The organism is Pseudomonas sp. R1-18 (assembly GCF_051132095.1).
Classification (GTDB): domain Bacteria; phylum Pseudomonadota; class Gammaproteobacteria; order Pseudomonadales; family Pseudomonadaceae; genus Aquipseudomonas.
In genome coordinates this window covers 4,332,450-4,357,144 of the sequence record NZ_CP071658.1, presented here as the reverse complement: position 1 = coordinate 4,357,144, position 24,695 = coordinate 4,332,450, and the positions used below count along the sequence as shown (strand labels likewise).

At 61.6% G+C, this 24,695-nt stretch carries 26 protein-coding genes; 5 read left to right on the top strand and 21 right to left on the bottom strand.

What is annotated here, in order from left to right:
• Window positions 1-231: 231 nt before the first annotated feature.
• Window positions 232-570 (bottom strand): osmotically-inducible lipoprotein OsmE, encoded by a 339-nt coding sequence (osmE, locus tag J3P77_RS19915; RefSeq protein ID WP_434678290.1) that lies wholly within the window; start codon window positions 568-570, stop codon window positions 232-234.
• 200 nt (window positions 571-770) lie between these two features.
• On the opposite strand from osmE, the gene J3P77_RS19910 reads away from it, so the two are divergent.
• Entirely contained in the window at window positions 771-1,661 is an 891-nt protein-coding gene (locus tag J3P77_RS19910) for an alpha/beta fold hydrolase (protein ID WP_434678289.1), read from the top strand.
• Between the two features lie 58 nt (window positions 1,662-1,719).
• The gene (locus tag J3P77_RS19905) at window positions 1,720-1,944 is read left to right on the top strand and encodes a hypothetical protein (RefSeq protein ID WP_434678288.1); all 225 of its coding nucleotides are present in this window, start codon (window positions 1,720-1,722) and stop codon (window positions 1,942-1,944) included.
• Here J3P77_RS19905 and J3P77_RS19900 read toward each other — a convergent pair.
• Entirely contained in the window at window positions 1,941-2,822 is an 882-nt protein-coding gene (locus tag J3P77_RS19900; protein ID WP_434678286.1) for a DMT family transporter, read from the bottom strand. The two genes, J3P77_RS19905 and J3P77_RS19900, sit on opposite strands and share 4 nt — an antisense overlap.
• A gap of 156 nt (window positions 2,823-2,978) precedes the next feature.
• Between J3P77_RS19900 and J3P77_RS19895 the strand changes: the two genes are divergently transcribed.
• Together J3P77_RS19895 and J3P77_RS19890 are read left to right on the top strand one after the other, a co-directional pair.
• The gene (locus J3P77_RS19895) at window positions 2,979-3,269 is read left to right on the top strand and encodes a PsiF family protein (protein WP_434682080.1); all 291 of its coding nucleotides are present in this window, start codon (window positions 2,979-2,981) and stop codon (window positions 3,267-3,269) included.
• 189 nt (window positions 3,270-3,458) lie between these two features.
• A complete protein-coding gene (locus J3P77_RS19890; protein WP_434678285.1) occupies window positions 3,459-4,469 on the top strand; it encodes an AI-2E family transporter in 1,011 nt (336 codons plus the stop codon).
• Between the two features lie 172 nt (window positions 4,470-4,641).
• On the opposite strand, the gene J3P77_RS19885 is transcribed toward J3P77_RS19890, so the two are convergent.
• Window positions 4,642-5,913 (bottom strand): Hsp70 family protein, encoded by a 1,272-nt coding sequence (locus J3P77_RS19885; protein WP_434678284.1) that lies wholly within the window; start codon window positions 5,911-5,913, stop codon window positions 4,642-4,644.
• A 311-nt stretch (window positions 5,914-6,224) separates the two neighbouring features.
• On the opposite strand from J3P77_RS19885, the gene cbpA reads away from it, so the two are divergent.
• Complete coding sequence (gene cbpA / locus J3P77_RS19880) at window positions 6,225-7,160, top strand: curved DNA-binding protein (RefSeq protein WP_434682079.1); 936 nt, start codon at window positions 6,225-6,227, stop codon at window positions 7,158-7,160.
• 196 nt (window positions 7,161-7,356) lie between these two features.
• On the opposite strand, the gene J3P77_RS19875 is transcribed toward cbpA, so the two are convergent.
• The 18 genes from J3P77_RS19875 to cbiE form a co-directional block, all read right to left on the bottom strand.
• Window positions 7,357-8,487: a sensor histidine kinase gene (locus J3P77_RS19875; protein WP_434678283.1), complete on the bottom strand. Its 1,131-nt coding sequence runs from the start codon at window positions 8,485-8,487 to the stop codon at window positions 7,357-7,359.
• A 152-nt stretch (window positions 8,488-8,639) separates the two neighbouring features.
• Window positions 8,640-10,340 carry an urease subunit alpha gene (gene ureC / locus J3P77_RS19870; protein WP_434678281.1) on the bottom strand — a complete coding sequence of 567 codons (1,701 nt, stop codon included), beginning with the start codon at window positions 10,338-10,340 and terminating at the stop codon, window positions 8,640-8,642.
• A 110-nt stretch (window positions 10,341-10,450) separates the two neighbouring features.
• Entirely contained in the window at window positions 10,451-10,756 is a 306-nt protein-coding gene (locus J3P77_RS19865; RefSeq protein WP_434678279.1) for an urease subunit beta, read from the bottom strand.
• Window positions 10,753-11,286 carry a GNAT family N-acetyltransferase gene (locus J3P77_RS19860; RefSeq protein WP_434678278.1) on the bottom strand — a complete coding sequence of 178 codons (534 nt, stop codon included), beginning with the start codon at window positions 11,284-11,286 and terminating at the stop codon, window positions 10,753-10,755. Before J3P77_RS19860 ends, J3P77_RS19865 begins: the two co-directional genes overlap by 4 nt.
• A gap of 13 nt (window positions 11,287-11,299) precedes the next feature.
• Entirely contained in the window at window positions 11,300-11,842 is a 543-nt protein-coding gene (locus tag J3P77_RS19855; RefSeq protein ID WP_434678277.1) for a GNAT family N-acetyltransferase, read from the bottom strand.
• A gap of 16 nt (window positions 11,843-11,858) precedes the next feature.
• A complete protein-coding gene (gene ureA / locus J3P77_RS19850; RefSeq protein ID WP_434678276.1) occupies window positions 11,859-12,161 on the bottom strand; it encodes an urease subunit gamma in 303 nt (100 codons plus the stop codon).
• 50 nt (window positions 12,162-12,211) lie between these two features.
• Entirely contained in the window at window positions 12,212-13,069 is an 858-nt protein-coding gene (locus J3P77_RS19845; protein ID WP_434678274.1) for an urease accessory protein UreD, read from the bottom strand.
• A 13-nt stretch (window positions 13,070-13,082) separates the two neighbouring features.
• The gene (gene urtE / locus J3P77_RS19840) at window positions 13,083-13,781 is read right to left on the bottom strand and encodes an urea ABC transporter ATP-binding subunit UrtE (RefSeq protein ID WP_434682078.1); all 699 of its coding nucleotides are present in this window, start codon (window positions 13,779-13,781) and stop codon (window positions 13,083-13,085) included.
• Between the two features lie 152 nt (window positions 13,782-13,933).
• Entirely contained in the window at window positions 13,934-14,806 is an 873-nt protein-coding gene (urtD, locus tag J3P77_RS19835) for an urea ABC transporter ATP-binding protein UrtD (RefSeq protein ID WP_434678272.1), read from the bottom strand.
• Window positions 14,803-15,882: an urea ABC transporter permease subunit UrtC gene (gene urtC / locus J3P77_RS19830; protein WP_434678270.1), complete on the bottom strand. Its 1,080-nt coding sequence runs from the start codon at window positions 15,880-15,882 to the stop codon at window positions 14,803-14,805. The genes urtD and urtC overlap by 4 nt, the downstream gene beginning before the upstream one ends.
• Entirely contained in the window at window positions 15,882-17,453 is a 1,572-nt protein-coding gene (urtB, locus tag J3P77_RS19825) for an urea ABC transporter permease subunit UrtB (protein ID WP_434678269.1), read from the bottom strand. The genes urtC and urtB overlap by 1 nt, the downstream gene beginning before the upstream one ends.
• A gap of 157 nt (window positions 17,454-17,610) precedes the next feature.
• Entirely contained in the window at window positions 17,611-18,876 is a 1,266-nt protein-coding gene (gene urtA, locus J3P77_RS19820) for an urea ABC transporter substrate-binding protein (RefSeq protein ID WP_434678268.1), read from the bottom strand.
• A 307-nt stretch (window positions 18,877-19,183) separates the two neighbouring features.
• Window positions 19,184-20,557 carry a PepSY-associated TM helix domain-containing protein gene (locus J3P77_RS19815; RefSeq protein WP_434678267.1) on the bottom strand — a complete coding sequence of 458 codons (1,374 nt, stop codon included), beginning with the start codon at window positions 20,555-20,557 and terminating at the stop codon, window positions 19,184-19,186.
• An 82-nt stretch (window positions 20,558-20,639) separates the two neighbouring features.
• Window positions 20,640-21,083, bottom strand: coding sequence for a DUF2946 domain-containing protein (locus J3P77_RS19810; protein WP_434678266.1), 444 nt, complete (start codon window positions 21,081-21,083; stop codon window positions 20,640-20,642).
• Window positions 21,084-21,105: 22 nt separating this feature from the next.
• Window positions 21,106-21,579 carry a copper chaperone PCu(A)C gene (locus J3P77_RS19805; protein WP_434678265.1) on the bottom strand — a complete coding sequence of 158 codons (474 nt, stop codon included), beginning with the start codon at window positions 21,577-21,579 and terminating at the stop codon, window positions 21,106-21,108.
• A 66-nt stretch (window positions 21,580-21,645) separates the two neighbouring features.
• Window positions 21,646-22,362 carry a cobalt-precorrin-6A reductase gene (locus tag J3P77_RS19800; protein ID WP_434678264.1) on the bottom strand — a complete coding sequence of 239 codons (717 nt, stop codon included), beginning with the start codon at window positions 22,360-22,362 and terminating at the stop codon, window positions 21,646-21,648.
• Window positions 22,363-22,372: 10 nt separating this feature from the next.
• Window positions 22,373-23,467, bottom strand: a complete 1,095-nt coding sequence (locus tag J3P77_RS19795) for a cobalt-precorrin-5B (C(1))-methyltransferase (protein ID WP_434678263.1) — start codon at window positions 23,465-23,467, stop codon at window positions 22,373-22,375.
• The gene (gene cbiE, locus J3P77_RS19790) at window positions 23,467-24,669 is read right to left on the bottom strand and encodes a precorrin-6y C5,15-methyltransferase (decarboxylating) subunit CbiE (protein ID WP_434678262.1); all 1,203 of its coding nucleotides are present in this window, start codon (window positions 24,667-24,669) and stop codon (window positions 23,467-23,469) included. The genes J3P77_RS19795 and cbiE overlap by 1 nt, the downstream gene beginning before the upstream one ends.
• Window positions 24,670-24,695 lie beyond the last annotated feature (26 nt).

The following is a 24,695-nucleotide window of genomic DNA, read 5'->3' as shown; positions in this document are numbered from 1 at the left end:
CGCGACAACTTTGTAAAAATTTACGAAACGTGCGCCGTAACACGCGGTCCCAAACATGAGACTTAAAAAATCAGGAGAGAAAAATGCTCAAGTTTCTGGGAAGCACAGTCGGTATCATCTTTCTGATCGGCCTGATCGTTGTGATCGCTCTGTTCAAACTGGTGTTCTGAAACCAAGTACACATAAAAAAGCTCGATGCCTCAGGCATCGAGCTTTTTTTGTGGGCGCGAATTACAGAGCGCGTTCGTTTTCTTCGCGCTGCTCGCAGGTCATGAAGCCTTTGTTGACCACGCGGCCGTCGCTGTTGAAGCTGACGTGGTAAACCTGCTGATGACCGTCTTTGCTCATCACGTAGTTGTTGCAGGTGCCTGGATTCACCTTGCGCTGCACGCGCGAGGAAGGCTCGCCGCCGATCGCCAGCACTTGTTGTTGGGTCATGCCGTCTTCGACCTGCTTGACCAGCGGTTCGTCACGGTAGGTGACGTAGTCGACCGGGTTCTGCACGGTGGTGCTGCCGCAGCCGACCATGGTCATCAGTACACAGCTTGCCGCCAGGATTTTCTTGCACATCGTTGTCGCTCCGCATGTGAGAGCCGCTCTTGGCCCGATACCGCTTGGAGCCGCCAATTCACTCGAGAGTTCGATTATTTGATGGCTATGAGGCAGCACTCACCCTGTCACCTTCCTCCGTCTCGCTGACAAAGACCGCTATGGTTCAAAAAGCGGTGGGTTTCAAAGACCTATAAATGTTCAGCACAAGGAGGCCTTCAATGGCGAATGAACAGGCGACGCGTTACCCGTTGTTGCTGGTACCCGGTTTGCTGGGTTTCGTAAGGTTTCTGGTTTATCCCTACTGGTTTGGCATCGTCAGGGCGCTGGAGCGGGGTGGGGCGACGGTTTTACCGGTAATGGTGTCTGGCGTGAACTCCACGGAAATTCGCGGGGAACAGCTGTTGAAGGTGGTCGAGCAGACCATTCGTGAAACGGGGGTGGCGAAGGTCAACCTGTTCGGCCACAGCCAGGGTGCGCTGACCGTGCGTTATGTCGCCGCTCGACGGCCCGACCTGATTGCCTCGGTCACCTCGGTGGCCGGCCCCAATTACGGTTCAGAGCTGGCGGATTATCTAGAGCGAACCTTTCCGGTGGGCTCGCCGGGTGGTCGAGTAGTCAATGCGGTCATCGCCGTCGTCGCGTGGGTAATCGCGCTCTTCGAAACCGGCTACCGCGGGCCCAAGCTGCCGATGGATGTCTCGGCCGCGCACCAGTCCCTGACCTCGACCGGCGTGGCGCTGTTCAACAGACAATACCCTCAGGGCCTGCCCGAAACATGGGGCGGACAGGGCGAGGAAGAGGTCAACGGCGTTCGCTATTACTCCTGGTCCGGCATCCTCCAGCCGGGCATTACCAACCGCGGCTGCAACCTGATTGATGGCACCAACGTAAGTTGTCGAATATTCGCTCGCACGTTCGTAAAGGAGCAAGGTCAATGTGATGGCATGGTCGGGCGTTTCAGTTCGCACCTGGGCACGGTCATCGGGGATGACTTTCCGCTCGATCATTTCGACATCGTCAACCAGACGTTTGGGTTGGTGGGCAAAGGCGCGGATCCAGTGCGCCTGTTCATGGAACACGCCGCGCGCCTCAAGGCTGCCGGTCTCTAGCTCTTTTGAGCGTTGGTTCGTAATCAGCCGATCAGCATATCGGCCAGGAAGTGATGCGATGAGCGATAAAGAACTGTATGAAATCGAGTACACCCTTGCGGGTGAACACCACGTGGACGTCATCGAGAATCTGGATGTACCGATCATCGAAGTCGTGCACGAACTTGCGCAGAAACATCATATAGAGCTGGATGACGACCCGGACGCCGGCCCGCATGTGGCCGGTATCACTGACGTGTCGATACACAGCGTCGATGGGGAAGAGGCCGGTCCCGCGCTCTAGCCGGGGCTGCGAACCAACGGGGTGGTCCAGCGTTCCGACAGGATCACCCCGCACAGCGTCAGCGCTCCGCCGAACAGGTGGTAAAGTGCCAGACGCTCGCCAAGGGCCACGGCCGCAATCAGCGCCGTGGCGATTGGCATCAGGTTGAAGAACAGCGTCGTACGGCTCGGCCCCAGACGCATGATCGACGTCATCCACAGCCAGGGTGCAAGCATGGACGTGGGAATCGCTGCATAGAGCACCAGCGGAATGTTGCTGGCGTTCAGCCCGGCCTTGGGCGACCACAGAAACAGCGGCAGCAGCACGATGATCGCGACCACAATCTGCATATACAACAGCTGCAATGGCGGCAGCCGCAACTGCCACTTCTTCAGCAGAGTGCTATAGACGGCATAGGCCGCTACGGCAATCAGCACCAGCGCGTCGCCACGGTTCACGCCGTGCTCGATCAGCGCCCCCGGATTACCCGCCGACACCACCACGACCACGCCGCTGAATGAAATGATCGCGCCGAGCAACGCGCCGAACGTCAGGCGAGTGCCAAGGCAGGCGATGGACAGCCCGAGCGCCATAATCGGCACCAGTGACTGAATGATCCCCATGTTGGTCGCCGTCGTCATGCCCGCCGCGAAATATGCCAGGCTCTGATACATCGCCATGCCCAGTACCCCGAGGACGATGATCTTGCCGAGCATCGGTCTGATCAGGGCGCGGTTTGCCCACACCGGCTTGAGCATGAAAGGCGTGAATAGCAGCCCCGCAAGAACCCAGCGGTAAAAGCCGATCTCCGAAGGGAAAATCACCTCGGACGAAGCCTTGGTGATGACGGTGTTGACCGCCCAGATCAGAATCGTCAGCAGCGGAAACGCGTATTGCATGGGAAAACCGGCGGGTTGAGAAGGGGCGTGATTATCCGTTTCTTTGCGGCAGATGCCAGCCCTGCGCGAGCTCAGGCCGGACATACGGTGCGACTTTGTTGGCTAGACTGCTTTGAAGCTGTGCTGGTCGGTACAGTATTTGCGGAGAGTCGATCAATGAAGATGCTCGGTATTCCTGTAATGCTCGTTGCCCTGATGGTGTCCGCTCACACGTTGGCCGCCACTGAGCAGCAGAACAAAATGACCACCTGCAATGCCGATGCGAGCGCCAAGGCACTCAAGGGTGATGAGCGCAAGGCGTATATGAGCAACTGCCTGAAGGCAGCTCCGCCACCTGCGGCGACACAACAGGAAAAAATGAAGACCTGCAACGCCACGGCCAGCGCCCAGGCGCTCAAGGGAGACAGCCGCAAGACCTTCATGAGCGATTGTCTCAAGAAGAAATAATTTTCCGGGCCGGCGTCCTACACCCCTCATGACCTCGCAGGTGCCGTAAACACGGCACTTGCACGCCATTCTTCGGCGCCTGCCGGCTCGCTTGGTCAGGGGGCGAATTATGACCGCTTGCGGATCACTGGTCCTCGGCTCTCAACGCTGGCAGACTGCCGTCTTCTTTGTGCCGCCCGTTGAGGGTCTATGCCAACGTTTTCTGCGCGTCAGGTGTTAATCGCCAGTTGGATTCTGATATTTGGCGGTTTGCTGCTGGTCTTGCCGTTCAAGCTGCTGCCCAGTCTTCTCGCCGGTTTGCTGGTCTTCGAGCTGGTCAACATGCTTACCCCCAAACTGCAACGTCTGATCTCCGGCGAGCGTGCGCGCTGGCTGGCGGTTGCGTTGCTGGGGACTATCGTTGTCAGTCTGCTTACCCTGCTGTTTGCAGGCGCGATCAGCTTTGTGCTGCACGAAGCCGAAAATCCCGGCGCCTCGCTGGACAAATTCATGACGCTGGTGGATCGGGCCCGTGGCCAGTTGCCGCCGTTCATTGATGCCTACCTGCCGGCCAGCGCGGCGGAGTTCCAGGTTTCGCTGGGCCAATGGCTGCAGAAACACGTCGGTGAGTTGCAATTGATCGGCAAGGGCGCGGCGCACATGTTCGTGACCATGCTGATCGGCATGGTGCTGGGCGCGATCATCGCCTTGCAGCGCATCTCTGAAAAGCACACTCGCAAGCCTCTGGCGGCCGCGCTGTTCGATCGCCTGTACCTGCTCAGCCGAGCGTTTCGCAACATCGTGTTCGCGCAGATAAAGATATCCCTGCTCAACACCGCGTTTACCTCGGTGTTTCTGGCGATCGTCCTGCCGCTGTGCGGGATTCATCTGCCACTTACCAAAACCCTGATCATCATGACGTTCCTGCTCGGCCTGCTGCCGGTGGTGGGCAACCTGATGTCGAACACCCTGATCTTCATTGTCGGCATGTCGATTTCGATCTGGGTGGCGCTGGCGGCGTTGACCTATCTGATCGTGATCCACAAGGTGGAATACTTCCTCAATGCCCGCATTGTCGGCGGCCAGATCAATGCCAAATCCTGGGAGCTGCTGCTGGCGATGCTGCTGTTCGAAGCTGCCTTCGGCCTGCCCGGCGTCGTGGCCGGGCCGATCTACTATGCCTATCTGAAGAGCGAGTTGCAGAAAGAAGGGCTGGTGTAGGAGCGGCTTCAGCCGCGAAGGGGCCAGTATAGCCACCGCACTCGCATCGCCTGCGCTGACGTCTTCGCGGATAAATCCGCTCCCACCGGACCGCGCCAAGAACCTGTGGGAGCCCATACTGAAGTCCGCGCAAAGCCTGAGCGGACTTGTCCGCGAAGAGGCCGGTACAGCCTTACATACAGCCGTAGCGCTTCTTCGCTTCAATCGCCAGACCACTGCCGATGCTGCCGAAGATGTTGCCTTCGACATGGCGGGCGTTGGGCAGCATGGCGGAGACGCTGTTGCGCAGCGCGGGAATGCCGCTCGAACCACCGGTGAAGAACACGGTGTTGACCTGCTCCAGGCCCACGCCGGCATCGCCGAGCAACTGAGTGACGCTGTTGCGCACACGTTCGAGCTGGGCATCGATGGCCGCTTCGAACATCACCCGACTCAGGTCGACGCTCAGGCCGCTTTCGATGCGGTCCATCGCTAGGTGGCGGCTCTGGGCATGGGTCAGCTGGATCTTGGTTTCTTCCACTTCCATCGCCAGCCAGTGCCCGGCTCGTTGTTCGATTAGCTTGAACAACCGGTCGATGCCGCCGGTGTCCTCGATGTCATAGCGCATGCTGCCCAGCGCCAGCTGAGACTTCTGCGAGTACACCGCGTTAATGGTGTGCCAGGTCGCGAGGTTCATATGGTGACTGGTCGGCATGAACGCACCGCTTTTCATCCGGCTGCCATAACCGAACAGCGGCATGACGCCTTGCAGGCTCAGCTGCTTGTCGAAGTCGGTACCGCCGATGTGCACGCCGCCCGTAGCGAGGATGTCCTCATGACGGTCATCGTGAGTACGTCGCTGCGGTGACAGGCGCACCAGCGAGAAGTCCGAAGTACCGCCGCCGATGTCGACGATCAGCACCAGCTCTTCGTTCTCAATGGTGGACTCGTAGTCGAACGCCGCGGCAATGGGCTCGAACTGGAACGAGACGTCCTTGAAGCCGATTTTGCGCGCGACTTCCGCCAGCGTGTCCTCGGCTTCCTGGTCTGCCTGGGCATCGTCATCAACGAAATGCACCGGACGACCCAGCACGACTTGCTCGAACTCACGACCCGCAGCGGTCTCGGCACGTTTTTTCAGCTCGCCGATAAACAGCCCCAGCAGGTCCTTGAACGGCATGGCCGTGCCCAGCACGCTCGTGTCGTGTTTGATCAGCTTGGAACCCAGCAGGCTCTTGAGCGAGCGCATCAGCCGGCCTTCGTAGCCTTCCAGATATTCGTGCAGCGCCAGGCGGCCATAGACCGGACGGCGTTCTTCCATGTTGAAGAACACCACCGAAGGCAGGGTAATCTTGTCGTCCTCCAGCGCGATCAACGACTCCACGCCGGGGCGATGCCAGCCGACAGTGGAATTGGACGTGCCGAAATCGATGCCGCAGGCACGGGCCGGGGATTGGTCGTTCATGTCTTTTACGTTCCAGTCAAAAAACGGCCGCGCAGTTTATGTCAGTGCACCGCAATTGCGTAGCGCAATGCGTCGTTTATCCGCAGTTATCGGTATTTCTGCTCAAGGCTTGAACTGGCGCTCATTACCCCCAATCTTCCTGGGATTGTTACAGTGTGCCGGTGTCCAAGGTCGAGTCTGCGTTCAATGCGCGCGGGCACCTGTCACACTGATCGACGTGAAGTAATCCAGACGCCTCGTAACAAGAGGATGCTGTGCGCATGCACCGGCGCACCGGGCTGCGCTGGATAATTGGGATGGGTGATCGTTACATGGATTTCAAAGACTATTACAAGATACTCGACGTCGAGCCGACGGCGGATGACAAGGCCATCAAGACGGCCTACCGCAAGCTGGCGCGCAAGTATCATCCGGACGTCAGCAAGGAAGCCGGCGCCGAGGATAAGTTCAAGGAAGCGTCCGAGGCTTATGAAGTGCTCAGCAGCCCTGAAAAGCGCGCCGAGTACGACGAAATTCGCAAGTACGGCCGTCAGGGGCGTCCGTTCCAGCCGCCACCCGGCTGGCAAAGCCGCGCCGGCGCGGGCGGGTTTGATGAAACCACCGACTTTTCGGAGTTCTTCAGCTCGATTTTCGGCGGTCGTCCGCAGCAGGGCGGTCGTACCCGCAATCCGGGGCGCAAGGGCCAGGACGTCGAGAAGGAGCTGGCGATTTTTCTCGAAGAGACATTGTCCGGCGAGTCCAAACAGGTCAGCTTCCGGGTGCCGCAGCACAGCGCCGCCGGACAGCGCATGGCGGACATCACTAAAACGCTGAACGTGAAAATCCCGGCTGGCGTGGCCGACGGCGAACGCATCCGCCTCAAGGGGCAGGGCGCGCCCGGTGTTGCTGGCGGGGAAAAGGGCGATCTGTACCTGACCATACGCCTGGCGCCGCATCCGCTGTTCGAGGTGGAGGGCCATGATCTGGTGATCCAGGTGCCGCTGGCACCGTGGGAAGCCGCATTGGGCACCAAGATCGCCGTTCCGACGCTGACCGGCCGTATCAACCTCACGATCCGCCCGGACAGTCAGAACGGTCAGCGCCTGCGCGTCAAAGGCAATGGCTTGATGAACAAGAGCGGCGAGCGCGGCGATCTATATGCCCAGCTGAAGATCGTCATGCCCAAACACAGCGACGAAGCGACCAAAGCGCTTTGGCAGAACCTGGCGGACAAGGCGGCGTTCGACCCGCGAGCGCAGTGGAAGTAGTTGTTTGACAGGGGTAGCCGGCCGGTTGCCTCAGTACTTGTGGGAGGGAGCTTGCTCGCGACAGCAACAGACCTGGCGCTGCGGCAGTGACTGACAAACCGCAGTCGCCAGCAAGCTGCCTCCCACAGTTCGCGCTCCAAAACACCCAAACAGTTGCAGGTCCCCAAGGAATCAGTGACTGCCGCTGGCGCTATAGTCAGACTCGCGGCAGCACCACGGTAAAAGTGGTGCCGTCGCCGACGGTCGAGGTCACGGTGATGCTGCCGCCGTGGGCGTTGACCACTTCCTTAACGATGAAAAGCCCCAGGCCGAGGCTGGTCGATGGATTGCGAGTGTCGGCGTTTTCGCTGACGCTGCGTACCAGTGGATCAAAGATCGAGCCTATGGAATCCTCGGCAATGGGCAGGCCTTCATTGTGGACAGACAGCTCTACGGTCTGATCGTCGCCGGTTACCCGCACGGTGATTTCATGACCCGGTGAGCCGTGCTGCATGGCGTTGCCGATCAGGTTCTGCAGTAACTGGCTGATCCGCGCGCTGTCCCAGGAACCTTGCGTTTCGCCCTCGATCTCCAGGATCGGGGCCACGCCCGGTACGCCCGCGCACGCCTCTTCGATCACTTCCCGGCAGGCGGTCGCCAGATCCATGCGCATGCGGGTCACGGGCAAACCCGAACCCAGCCGGCTTTTGACGAACTCCAGCAGGTCCGCGACCATGGTCCCCATGTGCCGAGTGCTGTTTCTGATCTGGGAGATGTAATACAGCGATTTCTCGTCCTGCCCATCCTTGCGGCCCAACATCTCGGCAGACATGCTCACCGCCTGCAGCGGCGCCCGCAGGTCATGGCCCAGGATCGCCAGAAAGATATCGCGGGAACGGGCGACCTGATCGGCATAGGCGGCGGTGGACTCTGCAAGCGCCTCATCGATCGCTTCGTTGAAGCGCACCACATCCTGAAAATCGATGAGCTCAGGCGTGCTCAGGCTTTCGGCCCATAACCGGATGACGCTGGCGCGCAGATGGCGGAATTCGGAGGTCATCTGCACCAGATCGAAGCCTACTTCATGGCGTAGCTCACCATGGCTGGCGGCGGCCTCATCCAGAGTAGGCGATGGATTGGTGTCCTCGCCCCGGGCCTTGGCCATCTGTTCGTGCCTGCTCTGGGCCGTTTCCATGTCTCGTGCGGCGGCCAGCAGGATGGATTTCGCATGGTCGCGCAGCTCCAGCGAACTCATCGAATCCGCAGCGGGCTTCAGGGTCCTGGCGAAGTCTTCCCATTCATCGACGATGCGATCCACGTGATGAACGATGAACTCGGAAAGGCGCATGGCCGGATACCTGCTGAGGGGGCGAATTTGAGATGGCGCATTATTACCGCCTGCCGATGAACGTCAACAGCAATGTTTATCGGCCTCGCCCCCATATTGCTGAACAGAATCGTCGCCGATCCGGAACAGCCCGAAGTCAGAACAGCCCGAAGTCAGAACAAAAAGTAACGCTGGGCCATTGGCAACACCTCGGCGGGCTCGCACCACAGCAGCACGCCGTCGGCCTTTACCTGATAAGTCTGGGGATCGACTTCGATGTCCGGCAGGTAGTCATTGTGGATCAGGTCCTTTTTCTGCACGGTGCGGCAGCCTTTCACCACCCCGATCTGCTTCTTCAGGCCCAGCGATTCCGGCACGCCCGCGTCGAAGGCTGCCTGACTGATGAAGGTCAGGCTGGTGGCATGCAGCGAGCTGCCGTAACTGGCGAACATCGGGCGGTAGTGGACCGGCTGCGGCGTCGGGATCGACGCGTTGGCGTCGCCCATCAGGCTGGCGGCGATGGCTCCGCCCTTGAGGATCAGGGTGGGTTTCACGCCGAAGAACGCCGGGCGCCACAGCACCAGGTCGGCCCATTTGCCGATTTCGATGGAGCCCACTTCGTGGCTGATGCCATGGGTGATCGCCGGGTTGATGGTGTACTTGGCGATGTAGCGCTTGGCGCGGAAGTTATCGTTGCCCGGGCCGTCCTCAGGCAGTGGGCCGCGTTGCCGCTTCATCTTGTCGGCCGTCTGCCAGGTGCGCAGGATCACCTCACCAACCCGGCCCATGGCCTGGCTATCGGAACTGAGCATCGAGAACGCGCCCAGGTCGTGAAGAATGTCTTCGGCAGCGATGGTTTCGCGGCGAATACGGCTTTCAGCGAACGCTACGTCTTCGGCGATGCTCGGGTCCAGGTGATGGCAGACCATCAGCATGTCCAGATGCTCATCGATGGTATTGCGGGTAAACGGCCGCGTAGGGTTGGTGGAGCTGGGCAGCACATTGGGCGAGCCGCAGGCCTTGATAATGTCCGGTGCGTGACCGCCGCCGGCGCCCTCCGTGTGATAGGTGTGAATCGTGCGGTTCTTGAAAGCGGCGAGAGTGGTTTCGACAAAGCCGGATTCGTTCAGGGTGTCGGTATGAATCGCGACCTGCACGTCGTAGTCATCGGCCACGCTCAGGCAGTTATCGATAGCGGCGGGCGTGGTGCCCCAATCCTCATGCAGCTTGAGCCCGATGGCGCCGGCCTTGACCTGCTCGATCAAAGGGCCCGGCAAGCTGACGTTGCCCTTGCCGGTAAGGCCAATGTTCATCGGGAACGAGTCGGCGGCCTGGAGCATCCGTGCCATATGCCACGGCCCGGGCGTCACGGTGGTGGCGTTGGTGCCGGTGGCCGGGCCGGTGCCGCCGCCGATCATGGTGGTCACGCCGCTCATCAAGGCTTCTTCGATCTGCTGTGGGCAAATGAAGTGGATATGTGTATCGACGCCGCCCGCCGTGAGGATCATGCCTTCGCCGGCGATGATTTCCGTGGCCGCGCCGATGGCGATGGTTACGTCCGGCTGAATATCCGGGTTGCCGGCCTTGCCGATGGCCGCGATGCGACCGTCCTTGATACCGACATCGGCTTTGACGATGCCCCAATGATCGATGATCAGCGCGTTGGTGATCAGGGTGTCCACGACTTCGGCGGCCAGTAATTGCCCTTGGCCCATGCCGTCACGGATGACCTTGCCGCCACCAAATTTCACTTCCTCGCCATATGTGGTGAAGTCCTTCTCCACCTCGATCCACAGCTCGGTGTCCGCCAGGCGGACCTTGTCGCCGACAGTGGGGCCGAACATGTCGGCGTAGGCTTGTCTGGATATTTTCATGGGCATTCCCCGGTAGGAGCGCGCTTGCCCGCGACTACGAACGTCGAGCCGACAAAAGATGTCGCCTGCAATAGTGAGTCGCGGGCAAGCGCGCTCCTACGCGTCAGAATTTACAGATCGCCCATTACCCGTCCGGCAAAGCCGTACACCTTGCGCAGGCCGGCGAGGTCCACCAGTTCCACTTCCCGGGTCTGTCCGGGCTCGAAGCGCACGGCGGTGCCGGCCGGGATGTTCAGGCGCATGCCGCGACTGGCGGCGCGGTCGAAGATCAACGCATCGTTGGTCTCGAAAAAATGGAAGTGCGAGCCCACCTGGATCGGCCGGTCACCGCTGTTGGCGACCGTCAGGCTCAGGGTGCGCCGGCCGGCATTGAGTTCGATCTCGCCGGGCTGGATCTGGTATTGACCAGGGATCATGCTGGTTGCCCCAAGGTTTTGAAGTAAATGGCGGTTGGCTGATAGCGTCCATCTGGCGTGGCGCAGTAGTCCGGCAGTTCGCCGACGCGGGTGTAATCGAGCGAACGATAGAAGGCCTCGGCGGACGAACCGGCCTCGGTATCCAGATAGAGCAACCCGCGTTTGTGCTTCACGGCAGCCTGTTCGACGGCATCCATCAACTGGCGGCCCAGCCCGCGACCCCGTACGCCGGGCAGCACCATCAGTTTCTGCACTTCGGCACGGTTGAGCCCATTGGGCTTCTGACACAGCGCCAGTTGCGCGCTGGCCAGAACGTTTTCGTTTTCGACCACTACCCAGAGCAGCAGGCTGCCATCGGCAACATCAGCTTTGAGCGTGTCGCTCCAGCGCAATGCCTGTTCGGTATCGATGTCGGCCATGAACCCGACCGAGGCGCCGTCAAGCACCGTCTCGATCAACAGCTGCGCCAGACCCTGGCGATAATGCGCGAAGCTTTCTGCGGTGACACTTCTCAGCTGTGCATGGTTCATGGCGTGTTGTTCTCTAGCGAAGTTGAGGTGCTTGCGAAGCGGGCGCCTGCGCGCCGGGCGACAGGTCCAGTTGCATGAACGTGAGGTCCAGCCAGCGGCCGAACTTGGTGCCCACCTGCGGCATTTGCCCGGTGGTCTTGAAGCCTAGCCGCTCGTGCAAAGCGATGGAGGCCGCGTTGCCGCTCTCGATGGCGGCAACCATCATGTGTTTGTCGCAGGCGCGGGCGCGTTCGACCAGTGCTGCCATCAACCGCGGGCCCAGCCCTTTGCCGCGTTGGTCGGCACGGACATAGACCGAGTGCTCGACGGTGTGCCGAAAACCTTCGAACGGCCGCCAGTCGCCGAACGAGGAATAGCCCACAACCTCGCCCATCGCATCGACGGCGACCAGAATCGGATACGCCTGCGTCTGGCGGGCTTCGTACCAGGCCTGACGGTTGGCCAGATCCACGGGCGTTTCGTTCCAGATCGCAGTGGTGTTGAGCACTGCGTCGTTATAAATGGCGAGGATGCCCGGCAGGTCGGCCGGCACCGCGTCGCGGATTGCTTCAGTCATGATCACTCTTCATCTTTCAGGCGATGGGTTGATGCACGGTAACCAGCTTGGTGCCGTCCGGAAAGGTGGCCTCTACCTGAATTTCCGGGATCATTTCCGGGATGCCTTCCATGACCTGATCGCGGCTCAGCAAGGTGGTGCCGTAATGCATCAGATCGGCAACGGTCTGACCGTCCCGGGCGCCTTCAAGCAGTGCCGCGGAAATGTAGGCCATCGCTTCGGGATAGTTGAGCTTTACGCCACGCGCCAGTCGGCGTTCGGCCACCATGCCGGCGGTGAAGATCAGCAGTTTGTCTTTTTCGCGGGGAGTCAGGTCCATTGGGGTTCCGTCATTTCAAATTCGGGGCGCGCGCCTACACAAGAGCGCCTTCATGTATTCCATATTCTCGGCGTTACCGCCTCGCGGCCCAGCAGCGCAGGGCGCAGTTGTTTCCACAATTCGATCAGCCACGCCCTGGCGTGCAAGGCTTCGTCAGCCAGACAGCGTGCCACGACTAGGCCAGGCAGTTGAGTCAGGTCGCCGCGTACCGGGTTGGGTAACGACAGTGAGCGGCAGGTTTCAAGCAGTTGGGCATCGGCATCGCCGGTTATCAGAAACGTTGCGAATACCGTTTTGCCGTCCAGACCGACAGGCGAGTCCAGAAGGCCATCGCCGCCGACGATGCGCTGGCGTTCATGCCACAACAGCCGGCCGTCACGGCGGATATCCAGGTGCGACTGAAAATGCCCGTGCTCGAACCGCTCGCCGCTGGCTGGACGCCCGAGCGCTACCACGTCCCAGTAACAAAGCCGGGCATCGCCCTGCAGCTCGATGCGGGTGGTCAGCTCGGCCTGGGCATTGCTGAACACGATGGTTTCCTGAGGCAGCCATTCCAGTGTGGCGCCAGGCTCCAACCGCAGGTCCAGTTGCTGATAAGCCGGGCCCGCTGCCCGATACCATTTGGCCGCGCCGGGGCTGGTCAACTGCGCCCAGGCGTCGCTGCCGACGCAAGCCGAGATGTCCAGCCGGTCGCCGCCGGCAATGCCGCCCGGAGGGTGAACGATGATGTGCTGGCAGACCTGCGGACCTTCTGCATACAAATGCTTCTGCACCCGCAACGGCCCTTTGTGGCGCCGTTGAATGGGCCGCGTGCTGTCGCCGAACCGGCCATAGCCGAGTTCCAGCTCGGCGTGCCAGCTGGGTGTGAACAGGGCGGCATGCGCCTGTGGCCAGGCGGGGAGGTTCATGGGAGCTGGCCCATCAGATGGTCACCAGCCCGCGTACACCTTCAGCTTCCATGTTTTCTCCGCGACCTTGCTGGACGATCTCGCCGCGGGCCATTACCAGATACTGATCAGCCAGTTCTGCGGCAAAGTCGTAGAACTGTTCCACGAGCAGAATCGCCATGTCGCCGCGTTCGGCCAGCTTCTTGATCACCGCGCCAATCTCCTTGATCACCGACGGCTGGATACCTTCGGTAGGTTCGTCGAGGATCAGCAAACGTGGCCGGCTTGCCAGCGCCCGGCCAATCGCCAGTTGCTGCTGCTGCCCGCCCGACAGGTCGCCGCCACGGCGGTGCTTCATCTGCAACAGGACCGGGAACAATTCATAGATGAACGCCGGAACCTCTTTGGCTTCGGAGCCAGGAAAACGGGACAGGCCCATCAGCAGGTTTTCTTCAACGGTCAGGCGCCCGAAAATCTCGCGACCTTGCGGCACATAAGCGATGCCGGCATGCACCCGCTGGTGCGGCTTGAAACCGGTGATGGCCTTGCCTTCCCATTGCACCGAGCCTTCCTTGGAAGGCAACAGCCCCATGAGAACGCGCAGCAGTGTGGTCTTGCCGACGCCGTTGCGTCCGAGAAGACAGGTCACCTCGCCGACTTTCACATCAAAGGACAGCCCGCGCAGAATGTGGCTGCCGCCGTAGTATTGGTGAAGCTTTTCGACTTGCAGCATGGTGGTTACCCCGTCTTGCATTGTTCGCTACCTGCTGTAGGAGCGCGCTTGCCCGCGATCGAGTGCGGAGCGCTCGCAGATTAATGAAATCCGAAATCCACGACTGCTAACGCAGCCGGTCGCGGGCAAGCGCGCGCCTACAATGGTTGCTATCAGCGGCCCAAATAGACCTCGATGACTCGCTCATCCGCCTGCACATCATTCAACGAACCTTCAGCCAGAACGCTGCCCTGATGAAGCACGGTGACGTGGTCGGCGATGGAGCCGACGAAGCCCATGTCGTGCTCGACCACCATCAGCGAGTGCTTGCCCGCCAGGCTCTTGAACAGCTCGGCGGTGAACTCGGTTTCGGCGTCGGTCATGCCGGCGACCGGCTCGTCGAGCAGCAGCAGTTGCGGGTCCTGGACCAGCAGCATGCCGATTTCCAGAAACTGTTTCTGACCGTGCGACAGCAGACCCGCCGGACGATGGGCGGAAGCGGTCAGGCGGATGGTCTCCAGCACCTGCTCGATCCGGTCGCGCTGTTCGCCATTGAGCCGTGCCCGCAAGCTGGCCCAGACCGACTTGTCAGTCTTCTGCGCCAATTCGAGGTTTTCGAACACGCTCAGTGCTTCAAACACCGTTGGCTTCTGAAACTTGCGGCCGATGCCGGCCTGGGCGATCTGCACTTCGCTCATCTGGGTCAGGTCCAGCGTCTCGCCGAACCAGGCCTTGCCGTGGCTGGGGCGAGTCTTGCCGGTGATGACGTCCATCAGTGTCGTCTTGCCCGCGCCGTTGGGGCCGATGATGCAGCGCAGCTCGCCGACGCCGATGTACAGGTTCAGATCGTTCAGCGCCTTGAAACCATCGAAGCTGACGCTGATGTCCTCCAGCGTCAGGATTGTGCCGTGGCGGGTATTCAGCCCCTTGCCGGCGCTCTTGCCCAGGCCGACTGCGTCGCGGCTGGTGCCGGCGTCGGAGTTGGGGTCAAGCATCGGTTCAAAGGCGGGCTCCAGCATCAGAGAGGGCGTCGGGGTGGTTTTCATGGCTCGCTCCGTTTTTTCAGCAGACCGATCACGCCTTTGGGCAGATACAGCGTGACGATGATGAACAGCGCACCCAGGAAAAACAGCCAGTATTCGGGAAAGGCGACGGTGAACCAGCTCTTCATGCCGTTGACCAGGCCTGCGCCCAGCAGCGGCCCGATCAAGGTGCCGCGCCCGCCCAGTGCCACCCAGACGGCGGCTTCAATGGAGTTGGTCGGCGACATTTCGCTGGGGTTGATGATGCCGACCTGCGGCACGTAAAGCGCGCCTGCCAGCCCGCAGAGCACCGCGCTCAGGACCCACACGAACAGCTTGAATCCACGCGGGTCGTAGCCGCAGAACATCAACCGGTTTTCGGCGTCGCGCAGGGCGGTCAGCACTCGACCGAACTTGCTCTGCGCCAGACGCCAGCCCAGATAAAGGCTGAGCACCAGCAATATCACCGTTGCCAGGAACAGCACCGCGCGGGTGCCCTGGGAACTGATGCTGAATCCCAGAATGCTGCGGAAGTTGGTAAAGCCGTTGTTGCCGCCAAAGCCGGTCTCGTTGCGAAAGAACAGCAGCATTCCTGCAAAGGTCAGGGCCTGGGTCATGATCGAGAAATACACGCCCTTGATCCGCGAGCGGAAGGCGAAGAACCCGAACACCAGCGCCAGCAGCCCCGGCGCCAGCACTACCAGACACATCGCCCAGAGAAAGTTGTCGGTACCGGCCCAGTACCAGGGCAATTCGGTCCACGACAGAAAGGTCATGAACGCCGGCAGACCATCCCCCGCGGCTTCGCGCATCAGGTACATGCCCATCGCATAACCGCCCAGCGCAAAGAACAACCCGTGGCCCAGCGACAGCAGCCCGGCGTAGCCCCAGACCAGGTCCAGCGCCAGCGCCACAATGGCGTAGCACAGGATCTTGCCGACCAGCGTCAGCGTGTAGGCCGAGACTTGCAGGCTGTTGTCGGCGGGCAGCAGCGACAGCAGCGGCATGGCCAGCAGTGCCGCCAGCACCAGAATGCCCACGGTCAGCGTGCCCTTGGGCCCGACTTTTTGTGCAGCAGTCACCATTAATGGCTGGTTCATCAGTCGATCACCCGTCCTTTCAGTGCAAAGAGGCCCTGCGGGCGTTTCTGGATAAACAGAATGATCAGCGCCAGGATCAGGATCTTGCCCAATACCGCGCCGATCTGCGGCTCAAGAATCTTGTTGGCGATGCCCAGCCCGAAGGCCGCCATAACGCTGCCGGCCAACTGGCCGACACCGCCGAGCACCACCACCAGGAACGAGTCGATGATGTAGCTTTGGCCCAGGTCCGGGCCGACGTTGCCGATCTGGCTCAGCGCCACGCCGCCCAGCCCGGCGATGCCGGAACCAAGCCCGAACGCCATCATGTCGATGCGTCCGGTCGGCACGCCGCAGCAGGCCGCCATGTTGCGGTTCTGGGTGACGGCGCGCACGTTCAGGCCCAGACGCGTCTTGTTCAGCAGCAGCCAGGTCAGCACCACCACGAACAGCGCGAAGGCGATGATGACGATGCGGTTGTAAGGCAGGACCAGATTGGGCAGTACCTGAATCCCGCCCGACAGCCACTCGGGGTTCGCAACTTCAACGTTCTGCGCGCCGAACGCCAGGCGGACCGCCTGGATCAGCATCAGGCTGATGCCCCAGGTCGCAAGCAGGGTTTCCAGCGGGCGGCCGTACAGGTGGCGAATGATGGTGCGTTCCAGCGCCATGCCGATCAGCGCGGTGACGAAGAACGCGACCGGCAGCGCGACCAGCGGATACAACTCCAGCGCGCCCGGCGCATAGCGCTGGAACATCAGCTGCACCACATAAGTGGAGTAGGCGCCCAGCATCAGCATTTCGCCGTGCGCCATGTTGATCACGCCGAGCAGGCCGAAAGTGATCGCCAGACCCAGCGCCGCCAGCAGCAGAATGGAGCCCAGCGACATGCCGCTGAAGGCCTGACCCAGAATTTCACCCATCAGCAGTTTGCGTTTGACCTGCGCCAGGCTGGTTTCGGCGGCAATGCGCACGGAAGCGTCGGTTTCAACGCCTGGCGCGAGCAGCGATTCGAGGCGGGTGCGGGCCAGCGGGTCGCCGGTTTCACCCAGCAGGCGCACGGCCGAAAGGCGCACCGTCGGGCTGCTGTCGACCAGTTGCAGGTTGGCCAGGGCCAGCGTCAGCGCGTCTTTTACAGCAGCATCGTCTTCAGCCTCCGTGCGCAAGCTGATGAAATTCAGCTGTGCGGGGCGGGCGCTTTTTTGCAGGTGTCGGGCGGCGTTCAGGCGCAGGCCGACGTCGGCGCCCAACAGTTGATGACTGGCCAGCGCGGTTTCGGTCAAACCACGCAGCCGGTTGTTCATGCGCAATTTGCGCGGTTCATCGGTAGCGGGTGCGTCGCTGTCCATCGCGACAAAGCTGCCGTTCACTTCGATGAAGGCACGCTTGCTGCTGTCCGAGGCAACCCGACCGTCGCTCAGCGCCTCAAGCAGTTCAATGCGTTGCGGCGAAGGATTGGCTGCCCAGGTTTCCAGCAGCTCAGCCTGTTGCGAAGAGCTGGCCGCGACAAAGTCACCGGCGTCGCTGGCCTGCGCTGCAACGGGCAACGTGAGAATGAGCATCAACAGGAAACGGTAAAAAGTGTTAAGCATGGCGAGAGGCCTGGTCTTATCGATCTAGAGGTATCGCAAAATCCAGGTGGGAGCGGACTTGTCCGCGAAGGCTAATCACAGACGGCAATAATGCTGCAACTGCGCCAGCCTCTTCGCGACCAAGGTCGCTCCCACAGGAGAAATAGAGCGCTACCTGTCAGTTACTCTTCACCGGTGTTTCAGGCTTCTTGTCGTTGCCAGGGATGTACGGGCTCCACGGTTGGGCGCGGATCGGTTCCTTGGTCTGCCACACGACGTTGAACTGACCGTTATCCTCGACTTCGCCGATCATCACCGGCTTGTGCAGGTGGTGGTTGGTCTTGTCCATGGTCAGCGTAAAGCCCGAAGGTGCCGCGAAGGTCTGGCCGGCCATGGCGGCGCGGACCTTGTCCACGTCGGTCGACTTGGCCTTCTCGACTGCTTGGGCCCACATGTGGATGCCCACGTAGGTGGCTTCCATCGGGTCGTTGGTCACGGCCTTGTCGGCACCTGGCAGGTTTTTCTTCTTGGCGTAGGCTTTCCAGTCAGCCACGAACTTCTTGTTGGCCGGATTTTCCACGGACTGGAAGTAGTTCCATGCTGCCAGATGGCCCACCAGCGGTTTGGTGTCGATGCCGCGCAGCTCTTCTTCGCCGACCGAGAAGGCTACGACCGGTACGTCGGTGGCTTCCAGGCCCTGGTTGGCCAGTTCCTTGTAGAACGGCACGTTGGAGTCGCCATTAACGGTGGAGATGACCGCCGTCTTGCCGCCTGCCGAGAATTTTTTGATGTTGGCGACGATGGTCTGGTAATCGGCGTGGCCGAACGGGGTGTAGACCTCTTCGATGTCGCTGTCTTTCACGCCTTTGGAGTGCAGGAACGAACGCAGAATCTTGTTGGTGGTACGCGGGTAGACGTAGTCGGTGCCCAGCAGGAAGAAGCGCTTGGCCGCGCCGCCGTCTTCGCTCATCAAGTACTCGACCGCCGGTATCGCCTGCTGGTTAGGCGCGGCGCCGGTGTAGAACACGTTCGGCGACATTTCCTCGCCTTCGTATTGCACCGGGTAGAACAGCAGCCCATTGAGTTCTTCGACCACCGGCAGTACCGACTTGCGTGACACCGAAGTCCAGCAACCGAACATCACGGCCACTTTGTCCTGGGTCAGCAGCTGGCGGCCCTTCTCGGCGAACAGCGGCCAGTTCGAAGCCGGGTCGACCACGACCGGTTCCAGCATCTTGCCGTTGACGCCGCCCTTGGCGTTGATTTCGTCAATGGTCATCAGCGCCATGTCCTTGAGGGACGTTTCGGAGATTGCCATGGTGCCGGACAACGAATGCAGGATGCCGACCTTGATGGTTTCCGCTGCCTGGACAGTCCAGGTCAGGCCCATGGCGGCAACTGACGCGGACAGGGTGAAGGCTTTGATCAGACTGCGACGCTTCATTGGACTGACTCCATTCGTTTGGTTTTCTGGTTGGGCAGATCTCTGTTGTAAGAGCTGCCAAGCAAAGGCTGTGCCCAGCCGGGAAAACGGGGTCGTGGGTCGAGGTTAAAGGTTTCTGCAAGCGGGCAGGCGCACCTGATTGGGGCCTGAGTCGGGCCGTGGTGCGCAGATAGGGGCGAAGTTGGTGCGTCAAATGAAAAAGCCGCCCGGAGGCGGCTTTTTCATTGAATCGAACGAGGCCCGAACCGGTCGGGTGAGGAATTCATCACAAAACCGCCCGGCGGTTTCGGGCCTCGTAGCCAGCAATTTAAGCTGCCACCGAAGATTTAGCAAAGCGGGAAAAAACTATTCGATCAAAAAGCCAGACCGCGACCAGTGAAACGCCCACCAGCGGGAACGCGACCGCAATGAAGAACATGATCACCATGGCCGTTTTCCAGCGTGGCAAGTCATGCCGCAATGCCGGTGCGCCAAGGCTGCCCTTGGGGCGGCGCTTCCACCAGATCACCAGCCCGCTGACCGCGCTGAGCAAAATCATGAGGCACGCCAGAAAGATCAGCAGCTGATTGAGCCAGCCGAAAAACTTGCCTTCGTGCAGCATCACACCCAGCTCGGTGGCGCGCGAAACCACGCTGTAATCCTCCCAGCCGACATCGGCCAGCACCTTGCCGCTGTACTGGTCGATATGCAGCGTCGCGTCGTTGCGCGGGTCGTCGGCAAATACCGCGACGGTGAACACGCCCTCGGCGGTCTTGGGCGCGGTGATGCTGTAACCCGGCTCGACGCCCCGAGCCGTCGCGATGTCCACCACCTGTTGCAACGAGACTTTCGGTGCCGCCGGGCCTGCTGACATGTCGTGATGGTGCATGTGTTCGGCGTGGGCGCCGGACGACTGCGGCATCGGCGTGTTTTCCAGTGCCCACGGCACAGTCTGGGAGGTTGCTGTGTTCAGCTCTCCGGCCATTTGCGTGGACTTGGGCACATCGTTCCACATCGCCGCTGGGAAGGTATTCCACAGGTCGGCGTACTGCTTGCCCCACATGCCGGTCCAGGTCATGCCGCTGAGCAGCATGAACAGCAGAATCAAAGAGCCCCAGAAACCGGTCACTGCGTGCATGTCCCTCCACAGGACCCGACCGCGACTGCTCAGCCTTGGCCAGAGCACGCCCGCTGCCTTCGAACCACGCGGCCACCACAGGTACAGCCCGGAAATCACCAGCATGATGCCCCAGCCCGCAGCCAGTTCGATCAAACGGTCGCCAACGGTGCCAATCATCAGCTCGCCATGCAGCGCCCGGGCGATGGCCTGCAGATTGTCTTTCGCATCCTGGCTGCCAAGGATCTCGCCGTCGTACGGGTTGATGAAAACGTTCAGGTCACGGTTATCGGCAACGATGCTGAACTGCGCGCTGCGCTCGGCGCTGACCGGCGGGAAGTATTGGCTGATCGCGGCTTGCGGGTAGCGGTGCAGGACGCGCTGCTGCAACTCATCGGCGCTGAGCGAATGGTGCGCTGGCGTTACATCCAGCAAATCGCTGTACATCAGGTTGTCCAACTGTGGCTTGAACAGGTAAATGATCCCGGTCAGCGACAGCAGAATCATGAACGGCGCCACGAACAGTCCGGCATAGAAATGCCAGCGCCAGGCCAGGTTGTAAAAAGAAACGGTAGGTTTGGTCACGGGTTACGCTCCCCGACAGGGACAAACGGCACGCTCTGCTTTCAGGCTTGGCTGAAAGCAGGGCGCGAAATCATGATTGGATTCAGGCCGTCAGGCGTCGGGGCGGAGCGCGACTGCGCGCGTTGGGGAAGATGGCTTGCCGCGCATGGCCCTGTTGGGCAAGGGCGACAAAGAAATCGGCGGGCCTGGGCGGATCCGCCGCAACCAGTTCCAGCACCTGAGGCAGCGCGGGGCAACTGAATAGCAGCGTGCAATAACCGCACTTGGCCCACAACGCGTGGTCGGCCATGCCGGAGTCGGCGGCCTCGGCGGGTGCTGCGTGTTCGCTGCGGTGATGGGCGTGCTCGCCTGATGCCGTACCGTGGTCCGTCGCCGCCGACACGGACATCGCCATCCCGCTGTGCTGTTCCATCGGCATCGACTGGGAAACCAGCGGTCCGAGGAAAATCATCAGCATGGCGAACAGGCTCAGCAACGCGCCTCGATGGTTGCGAGGAACGATGGACCTGGTGCGGTGGCGACGCATGCTGCTCAACGTGACGGATTACTCAATGCTGATGGTGATGCTGTTGTTCAGGTGCCTGCTGTTGTACCACGACCTGCACCTCGATCGCTCCGGCCTTTTGGAAATGCAGCGTCAGCGGAAACCGCTGTCCGCTGACCAGCCGCGCGCGGTCTTTGATGTCCAGCAGCATCACGTGATAAGCCATGGGCGCAAAACTGACCTTGGCGTGCGGCGCCACTTCCACGGCTTGCACCTGCTGCATCTTCATAAGGCCGTTGACCTCGACATGCTCATGCAACTGCGCCTGACCCGCAAGCGGGCTGTCGACGCTGATCAGGCTGTCCGCGGCATCGCCGTTGTTCTCGATCGTGAAATAGGCCGCCACTGCCGGAGCATTCGGCGGCAGCGCCATCGACCAGGGATGACGAATCGTCAGCTCGCCGATCGTATATTCGTGAGCGTGCGCGAAGAAAGCTGGCATCAGCAGTGCGGCGATTAGCAGGATTTTTTTTAACATTGGTATTCATCCTTGGTGGCAATCTCGTCATTTAGCCTGAGCGGGACTGGCAAGTGCAAAGGGGGACTACCGCCTCAGCGACCCCAGCACCTCCTCCACACTCCAGAACACCCGATCCACATCCGGAAGCTCTGGCCGCTTGAGGATCAGAACCGGCACGCGACGTTCGCGGGCGACTTGAAGTTTGGGTTCGGTGGAGCTGCTGCCGCTGTTCTTGCTGATCAGGACGTCGATCCGGCGGCTTTCGAAGAGGGCGCGTTCGTCTTCCAGATGGAACGGGCCACGTGCGCCGAAGACTTCACAACGATTGTTGCCGGGGCAGGCGTCCAGGGCGCGGAGGGTCCAGAACTGGTGTTCGGGGATTTCATGCAAATGCTGCAGCGGTTCCCGGCCCAGCGTGAACAATGGTCGCTGGAAAGGGCCAAGCGCAGTAGTCAGCTCCGACCAGTCGGCAACCTCGCGCCAGTCATCGCCCGGCCCGGCTTGCCACGTGGCACGTCGCAGTCCCCAGCAGGCAATACCCGACGTATGGGCCGCGAGGGCGGCATTCCGGCTGATCTGCGCGGCATAGGGGTGAGTGGCGTCGAGCAACAGATCGATCTGCTGTTCGCGGATAAATCGGGCCAGGCCGTCAGCGCCGCCATAACCACCGACCTTGACGCGGCATGGCAGATCCGTTGGCACGCGACCGACACCCGCGAGGCTGTAAATGTCTTGCGGCCCCAGAGTGCGGGCGATCGCCAGTGCCTCGGTCACGCCGCCCAGCAGCAGAATACGTTTCATCGCTTTACCTTCATTCGAGGCCTGCGTGTCCGACGATGCCGCCCTGACGGTCGATGGCGAACACTTCCACTTGAACTTGAGCGGGCACCACGCTGCGGGCGAAATCCCGCGCATGGCCGCAGACCACGTCGCCCAACGGGACGCCCGCAGCCGAGCACAAGGCCAGTGCCTGCTGGCTGGTGTTGGCCTCGCGAATCTGCTGTTGCAACGCGTCATCGGCACCCGCATCCGCCGCCCAGCCCGCCAGCTGTGGCAGGTCGATGCTGGAGTGGCGGCTGTGCAGGTCCATATGGCCGGCGGCCAGTTTGCTGATTTTGCCGAAGCCGCCGCAAAGGCTGAGCTTGTCGACGGGCACCTTGCGCAGATGCTTGAGCACCGCGCCGACGAAGTCGCCCATCTCGATCAAGGCAATGTCCGGGATTCCGTATACCCGGCGCATCGTGTCTTCGCTGGCGTTGCCGGTGCAGGCGGCGATGTGCAGGTAGCCATTGGTCACGGCTACGTCGATGCCCTGATGAATCGAGGCGATATACGCCGCGCAGGAAAATGGCCGGACGATGCCGCTGGTTCCGAGGATCGACAGTCCGCCCAGAATGCCCAGGCGCGGGTTCATGGTTTTCAGCGCCAGCGCCTCGCCGTCTTCGACGCCGATGCTGACCTCGAAGCCGCCCGCATAGCCGCGCTCTTCAGCCAGTGCCTGAAGATGCTCGCTCATCATCCGCCGTGGCACGGGGTTGATCGCCGGTTCGCCGACGCCCAGTACCAGACCGGGCCGGGTCACAGTGCCGACGCCCGGGCCCGCCATAAAGCGCACGCCGGGCGCCGGGCTCAGACTGACCCGAGCGAACACCAGTGCGCCATGGGTTACATCTGGATCATCGCCGGCGTCCTTGATGGTTCCGGCTTCGGCGGCACCCTTCACAAGGCGGCAGAACTCCAGACGCATCTGCACGCGCTTGCCCTTGGGCAGTGTGATGTCCACCGCATCATCGGCCGGTCCGCCAAGCAACAGCCGCGCTGCCGCCAGACTGGTCGCGGTGGCGCAGCTGCCGGTTGTCAGCCCGCTGCGCAGCGGGGCAGGTTGTTCGGCGGTTTCTTCGCGCATCAGGGCTTGACCACATCCAGCAGGGTGATCGGCAGCGCCTGGCGCCAGGTGTCGAATTCGCCCAGCGGCCTGGCGTGGGCGACTTGAATCCGCGTCAGCTCGCCGCCGTGGCGTTCGCGCCAGAGCATTAGCGCGCTTTCGCTTTGCAGGGTCACGGCGTTGGCGACCAGCCGGCCACCCGAGCGCAGTTGCTCCCAGCAGGCTTCGAGCACCCCCGGGCGCGTGACGCCGCCGCCGATGAAGATCGCGTCCGGACGCTCCAGCCCATGCAGGGCGTCCGGCGCGGTGCCGCGTACCAGTTGCAGCCCCGGCACGCCCAGAGCATCGCGATTGAACTCGATCAATTGCTGGCGACCTTCATCGGCTTCGATAGCCAGCGTGCGACAGGTTGGATGGGCGCGCATCCATTCGATGCCGATGGAACCGCACCCGGCGCCGACGTCCCACAGCAGCTCGCCCGGCACCGGTGCCAGACGCGCGAGAGTCATCGCGCGCACATCGCGCTTGGTGAGCTGGCCGTCATGCTCGAATGCGCCGTCGGGCAACCCGGCCAGTGTCGTCAGGCGCGTGGCGGTCGCATCGGCGCGGCAGTCGATGGCTACCAGATTCAACGCAGCGATCTCAGGGTTGCCCCAGTCGCCGGCCAGGCCCTCGACGCGTCGTTCGGCTTCGCCGCCCAGGTGCTCGAACACCGTCATGCGGCTGGGGCCGAACTTCCGCTCCCGCAGCAGGCTGGCGATGGCCGCAGGGCTGCTGCCGTCATTGCTCAGCACCAGAATCCGTACGCCGTGGTGAACATGAGCATTTAGCGCCGCCAGCGGCCGCGCGACCACCGAGACGATGGAAACGTCCTGCAAAGCCCAGCCGAGCCTGGCCGCGGCGAGCGAGCAGGATGAAGGCGCGGGGATTACGTGCATTTCCTCGGCGGCTACCACACGGGAAAGACTGGCGCCGACGCCGAAAAACATGGGGTCGCCGCTGGCCAGTACGCAGACTTCAGCGCCGCGCTGGGCTATTACTGGATCCAGCGAGAAGGGGCTCGGCCACGCACGTCGCTCGGCGCCAATGCAGCGTGGCAGCAAAGCCAGCTGACGCGGGCCGCCGAACACCTGATCGGCGCGCAGCAGGGCGTGCCGGGCATTCTTGCCCAGGCCTTTGTAGCCGTCTTCCCCGATTCCCACGACTGTCAGCCACGGCGTCATGCAGTTACCTCGATCCGAACTTCCGA

Bases quoted from the DNA above. Each gene is read 5' to 3' on its own strand.
- osmE (WP_434678290.1), bottom strand. From the start codon at position 570: ATGTGCAAGAAAATCCTGGCGGCAAGCTGTGTACTGATGACCATGGTC.
- J3P77_RS19910 (WP_434678289.1), top strand. From the start codon at position 771: ATGGCGAATGAACAGGCGACGCGTTACCCGTTGTTGCTGGTACCCGGT.
- J3P77_RS19905 (WP_434678288.1), top strand. From the start codon at position 1,720: ATGAGCGATAAAGAACTGTATGAAATCGAGTACACCCTTGCGGGTGAA.
- J3P77_RS19900 (WP_434678286.1), bottom strand. From the start codon at position 2,822: ATGCAATACGCGTTTCCGCTGCTGACGATTCTGATCTGGGCGGTCAAC.
- J3P77_RS19895 (WP_434682080.1), top strand. From the start codon at position 2,979: ATGAAGATGCTCGGTATTCCTGTAATGCTCGTTGCCCTGATGGTGTCC.
- J3P77_RS19890 (WP_434678285.1), top strand. From the start codon at position 3,459: ATGCCAACGTTTTCTGCGCGTCAGGTGTTAATCGCCAGTTGGATTCTG.
- J3P77_RS19885 (WP_434678284.1), bottom strand. From the start codon at position 5,913: ATGAACGACCAATCCCCGGCCCGTGCCTGCGGCATCGATTTCGGCACG.
- cbpA (WP_434682079.1), top strand. From the start codon at position 6,225: ATGGATTTCAAAGACTATTACAAGATACTCGACGTCGAGCCGACGGCG.
- J3P77_RS19875 (WP_434678283.1), bottom strand. From the start codon at position 8,487: ATGCGCCTTTCCGAGTTCATCGTTCATCACGTGGATCGCATCGTCGAT.
- ureC (WP_434678281.1), bottom strand. From the start codon at position 10,340: ATGAAAATATCCAGACAAGCCTACGCCGACATGTTCGGCCCCACTGTC.
- J3P77_RS19865 (WP_434678279.1), bottom strand. From the start codon at position 10,756: ATGATCCCTGGTCAATACCAGATCCAGCCCGGCGAGATCGAACTCAAT.
- J3P77_RS19860 (WP_434678278.1), bottom strand. From the start codon at position 11,286: ATGAACCATGCACAGCTGAGAAGTGTCACCGCAGAAAGCTTCGCGCAT.
- J3P77_RS19855 (WP_434678277.1), bottom strand. From the start codon at position 11,842: ATGACTGAAGCAATCCGCGACGCGGTGCCGGCCGACCTGCCGGGCATC.
- ureA (WP_434678276.1), bottom strand. From the start codon at position 12,161: ATGGACCTGACTCCCCGCGAAAAAGACAAACTGCTGATCTTCACCGCC.
- J3P77_RS19845 (WP_434678274.1), bottom strand. From the start codon at position 13,069: ATGAACCTCCCCGCCTGGCCACAGGCGCATGCCGCCCTGTTCACACCC.
- urtE (WP_434682078.1), bottom strand. From the start codon at position 13,781: ATGCTGCAAGTCGAAAAGCTTCACCAATACTACGGCGGCAGCCACATT.
- urtD (WP_434678272.1), bottom strand. From the start codon at position 14,806: ATGAAAACCACCCCGACGCCCTCTCTGATGCTGGAGCCCGCCTTTGAA.
- urtC (WP_434678270.1), bottom strand. From the start codon at position 15,882: ATGAACCAGCCATTAATGGTGACTGCTGCACAAAAAGTCGGGCCCAAG.
- urtB (WP_434678269.1), bottom strand. From the start codon at position 17,453: ATGCTTAACACTTTTTACCGTTTCCTGTTGATGCTCATTCTCACGTTG.
- urtA (WP_434678268.1), bottom strand. From the start codon at position 18,876: ATGAAGCGTCGCAGTCTGATCAAAGCCTTCACCCTGTCCGCGTCAGTT.
- J3P77_RS19810 (WP_434678266.1), bottom strand. From the start codon at position 21,083: ATGCGTCGCCACCGCACCAGGTCCATCGTTCCTCGCAACCATCGAGGC.
- J3P77_RS19805 (WP_434678265.1), bottom strand. From the start codon at position 21,579: ATGTTAAAAAAAATCCTGCTAATCGCCGCACTGCTGATGCCAGCTTTC.
- J3P77_RS19800 (WP_434678264.1), bottom strand. From the start codon at position 22,362: ATGAAACGTATTCTGCTGCTGGGCGGCGTGACCGAGGCACTGGCGATC.
- J3P77_RS19795 (WP_434678263.1), bottom strand. From the start codon at position 23,467: ATGCGCGAAGAAACCGCCGAACAACCTGCCCCGCTGCGCAGCGGGCTG.
- cbiE (WP_434678262.1), bottom strand. From the start codon at position 24,669: ATGACGCCGTGGCTGACAGTCGTGGGAATCGGGGAAGACGGCTACAAA.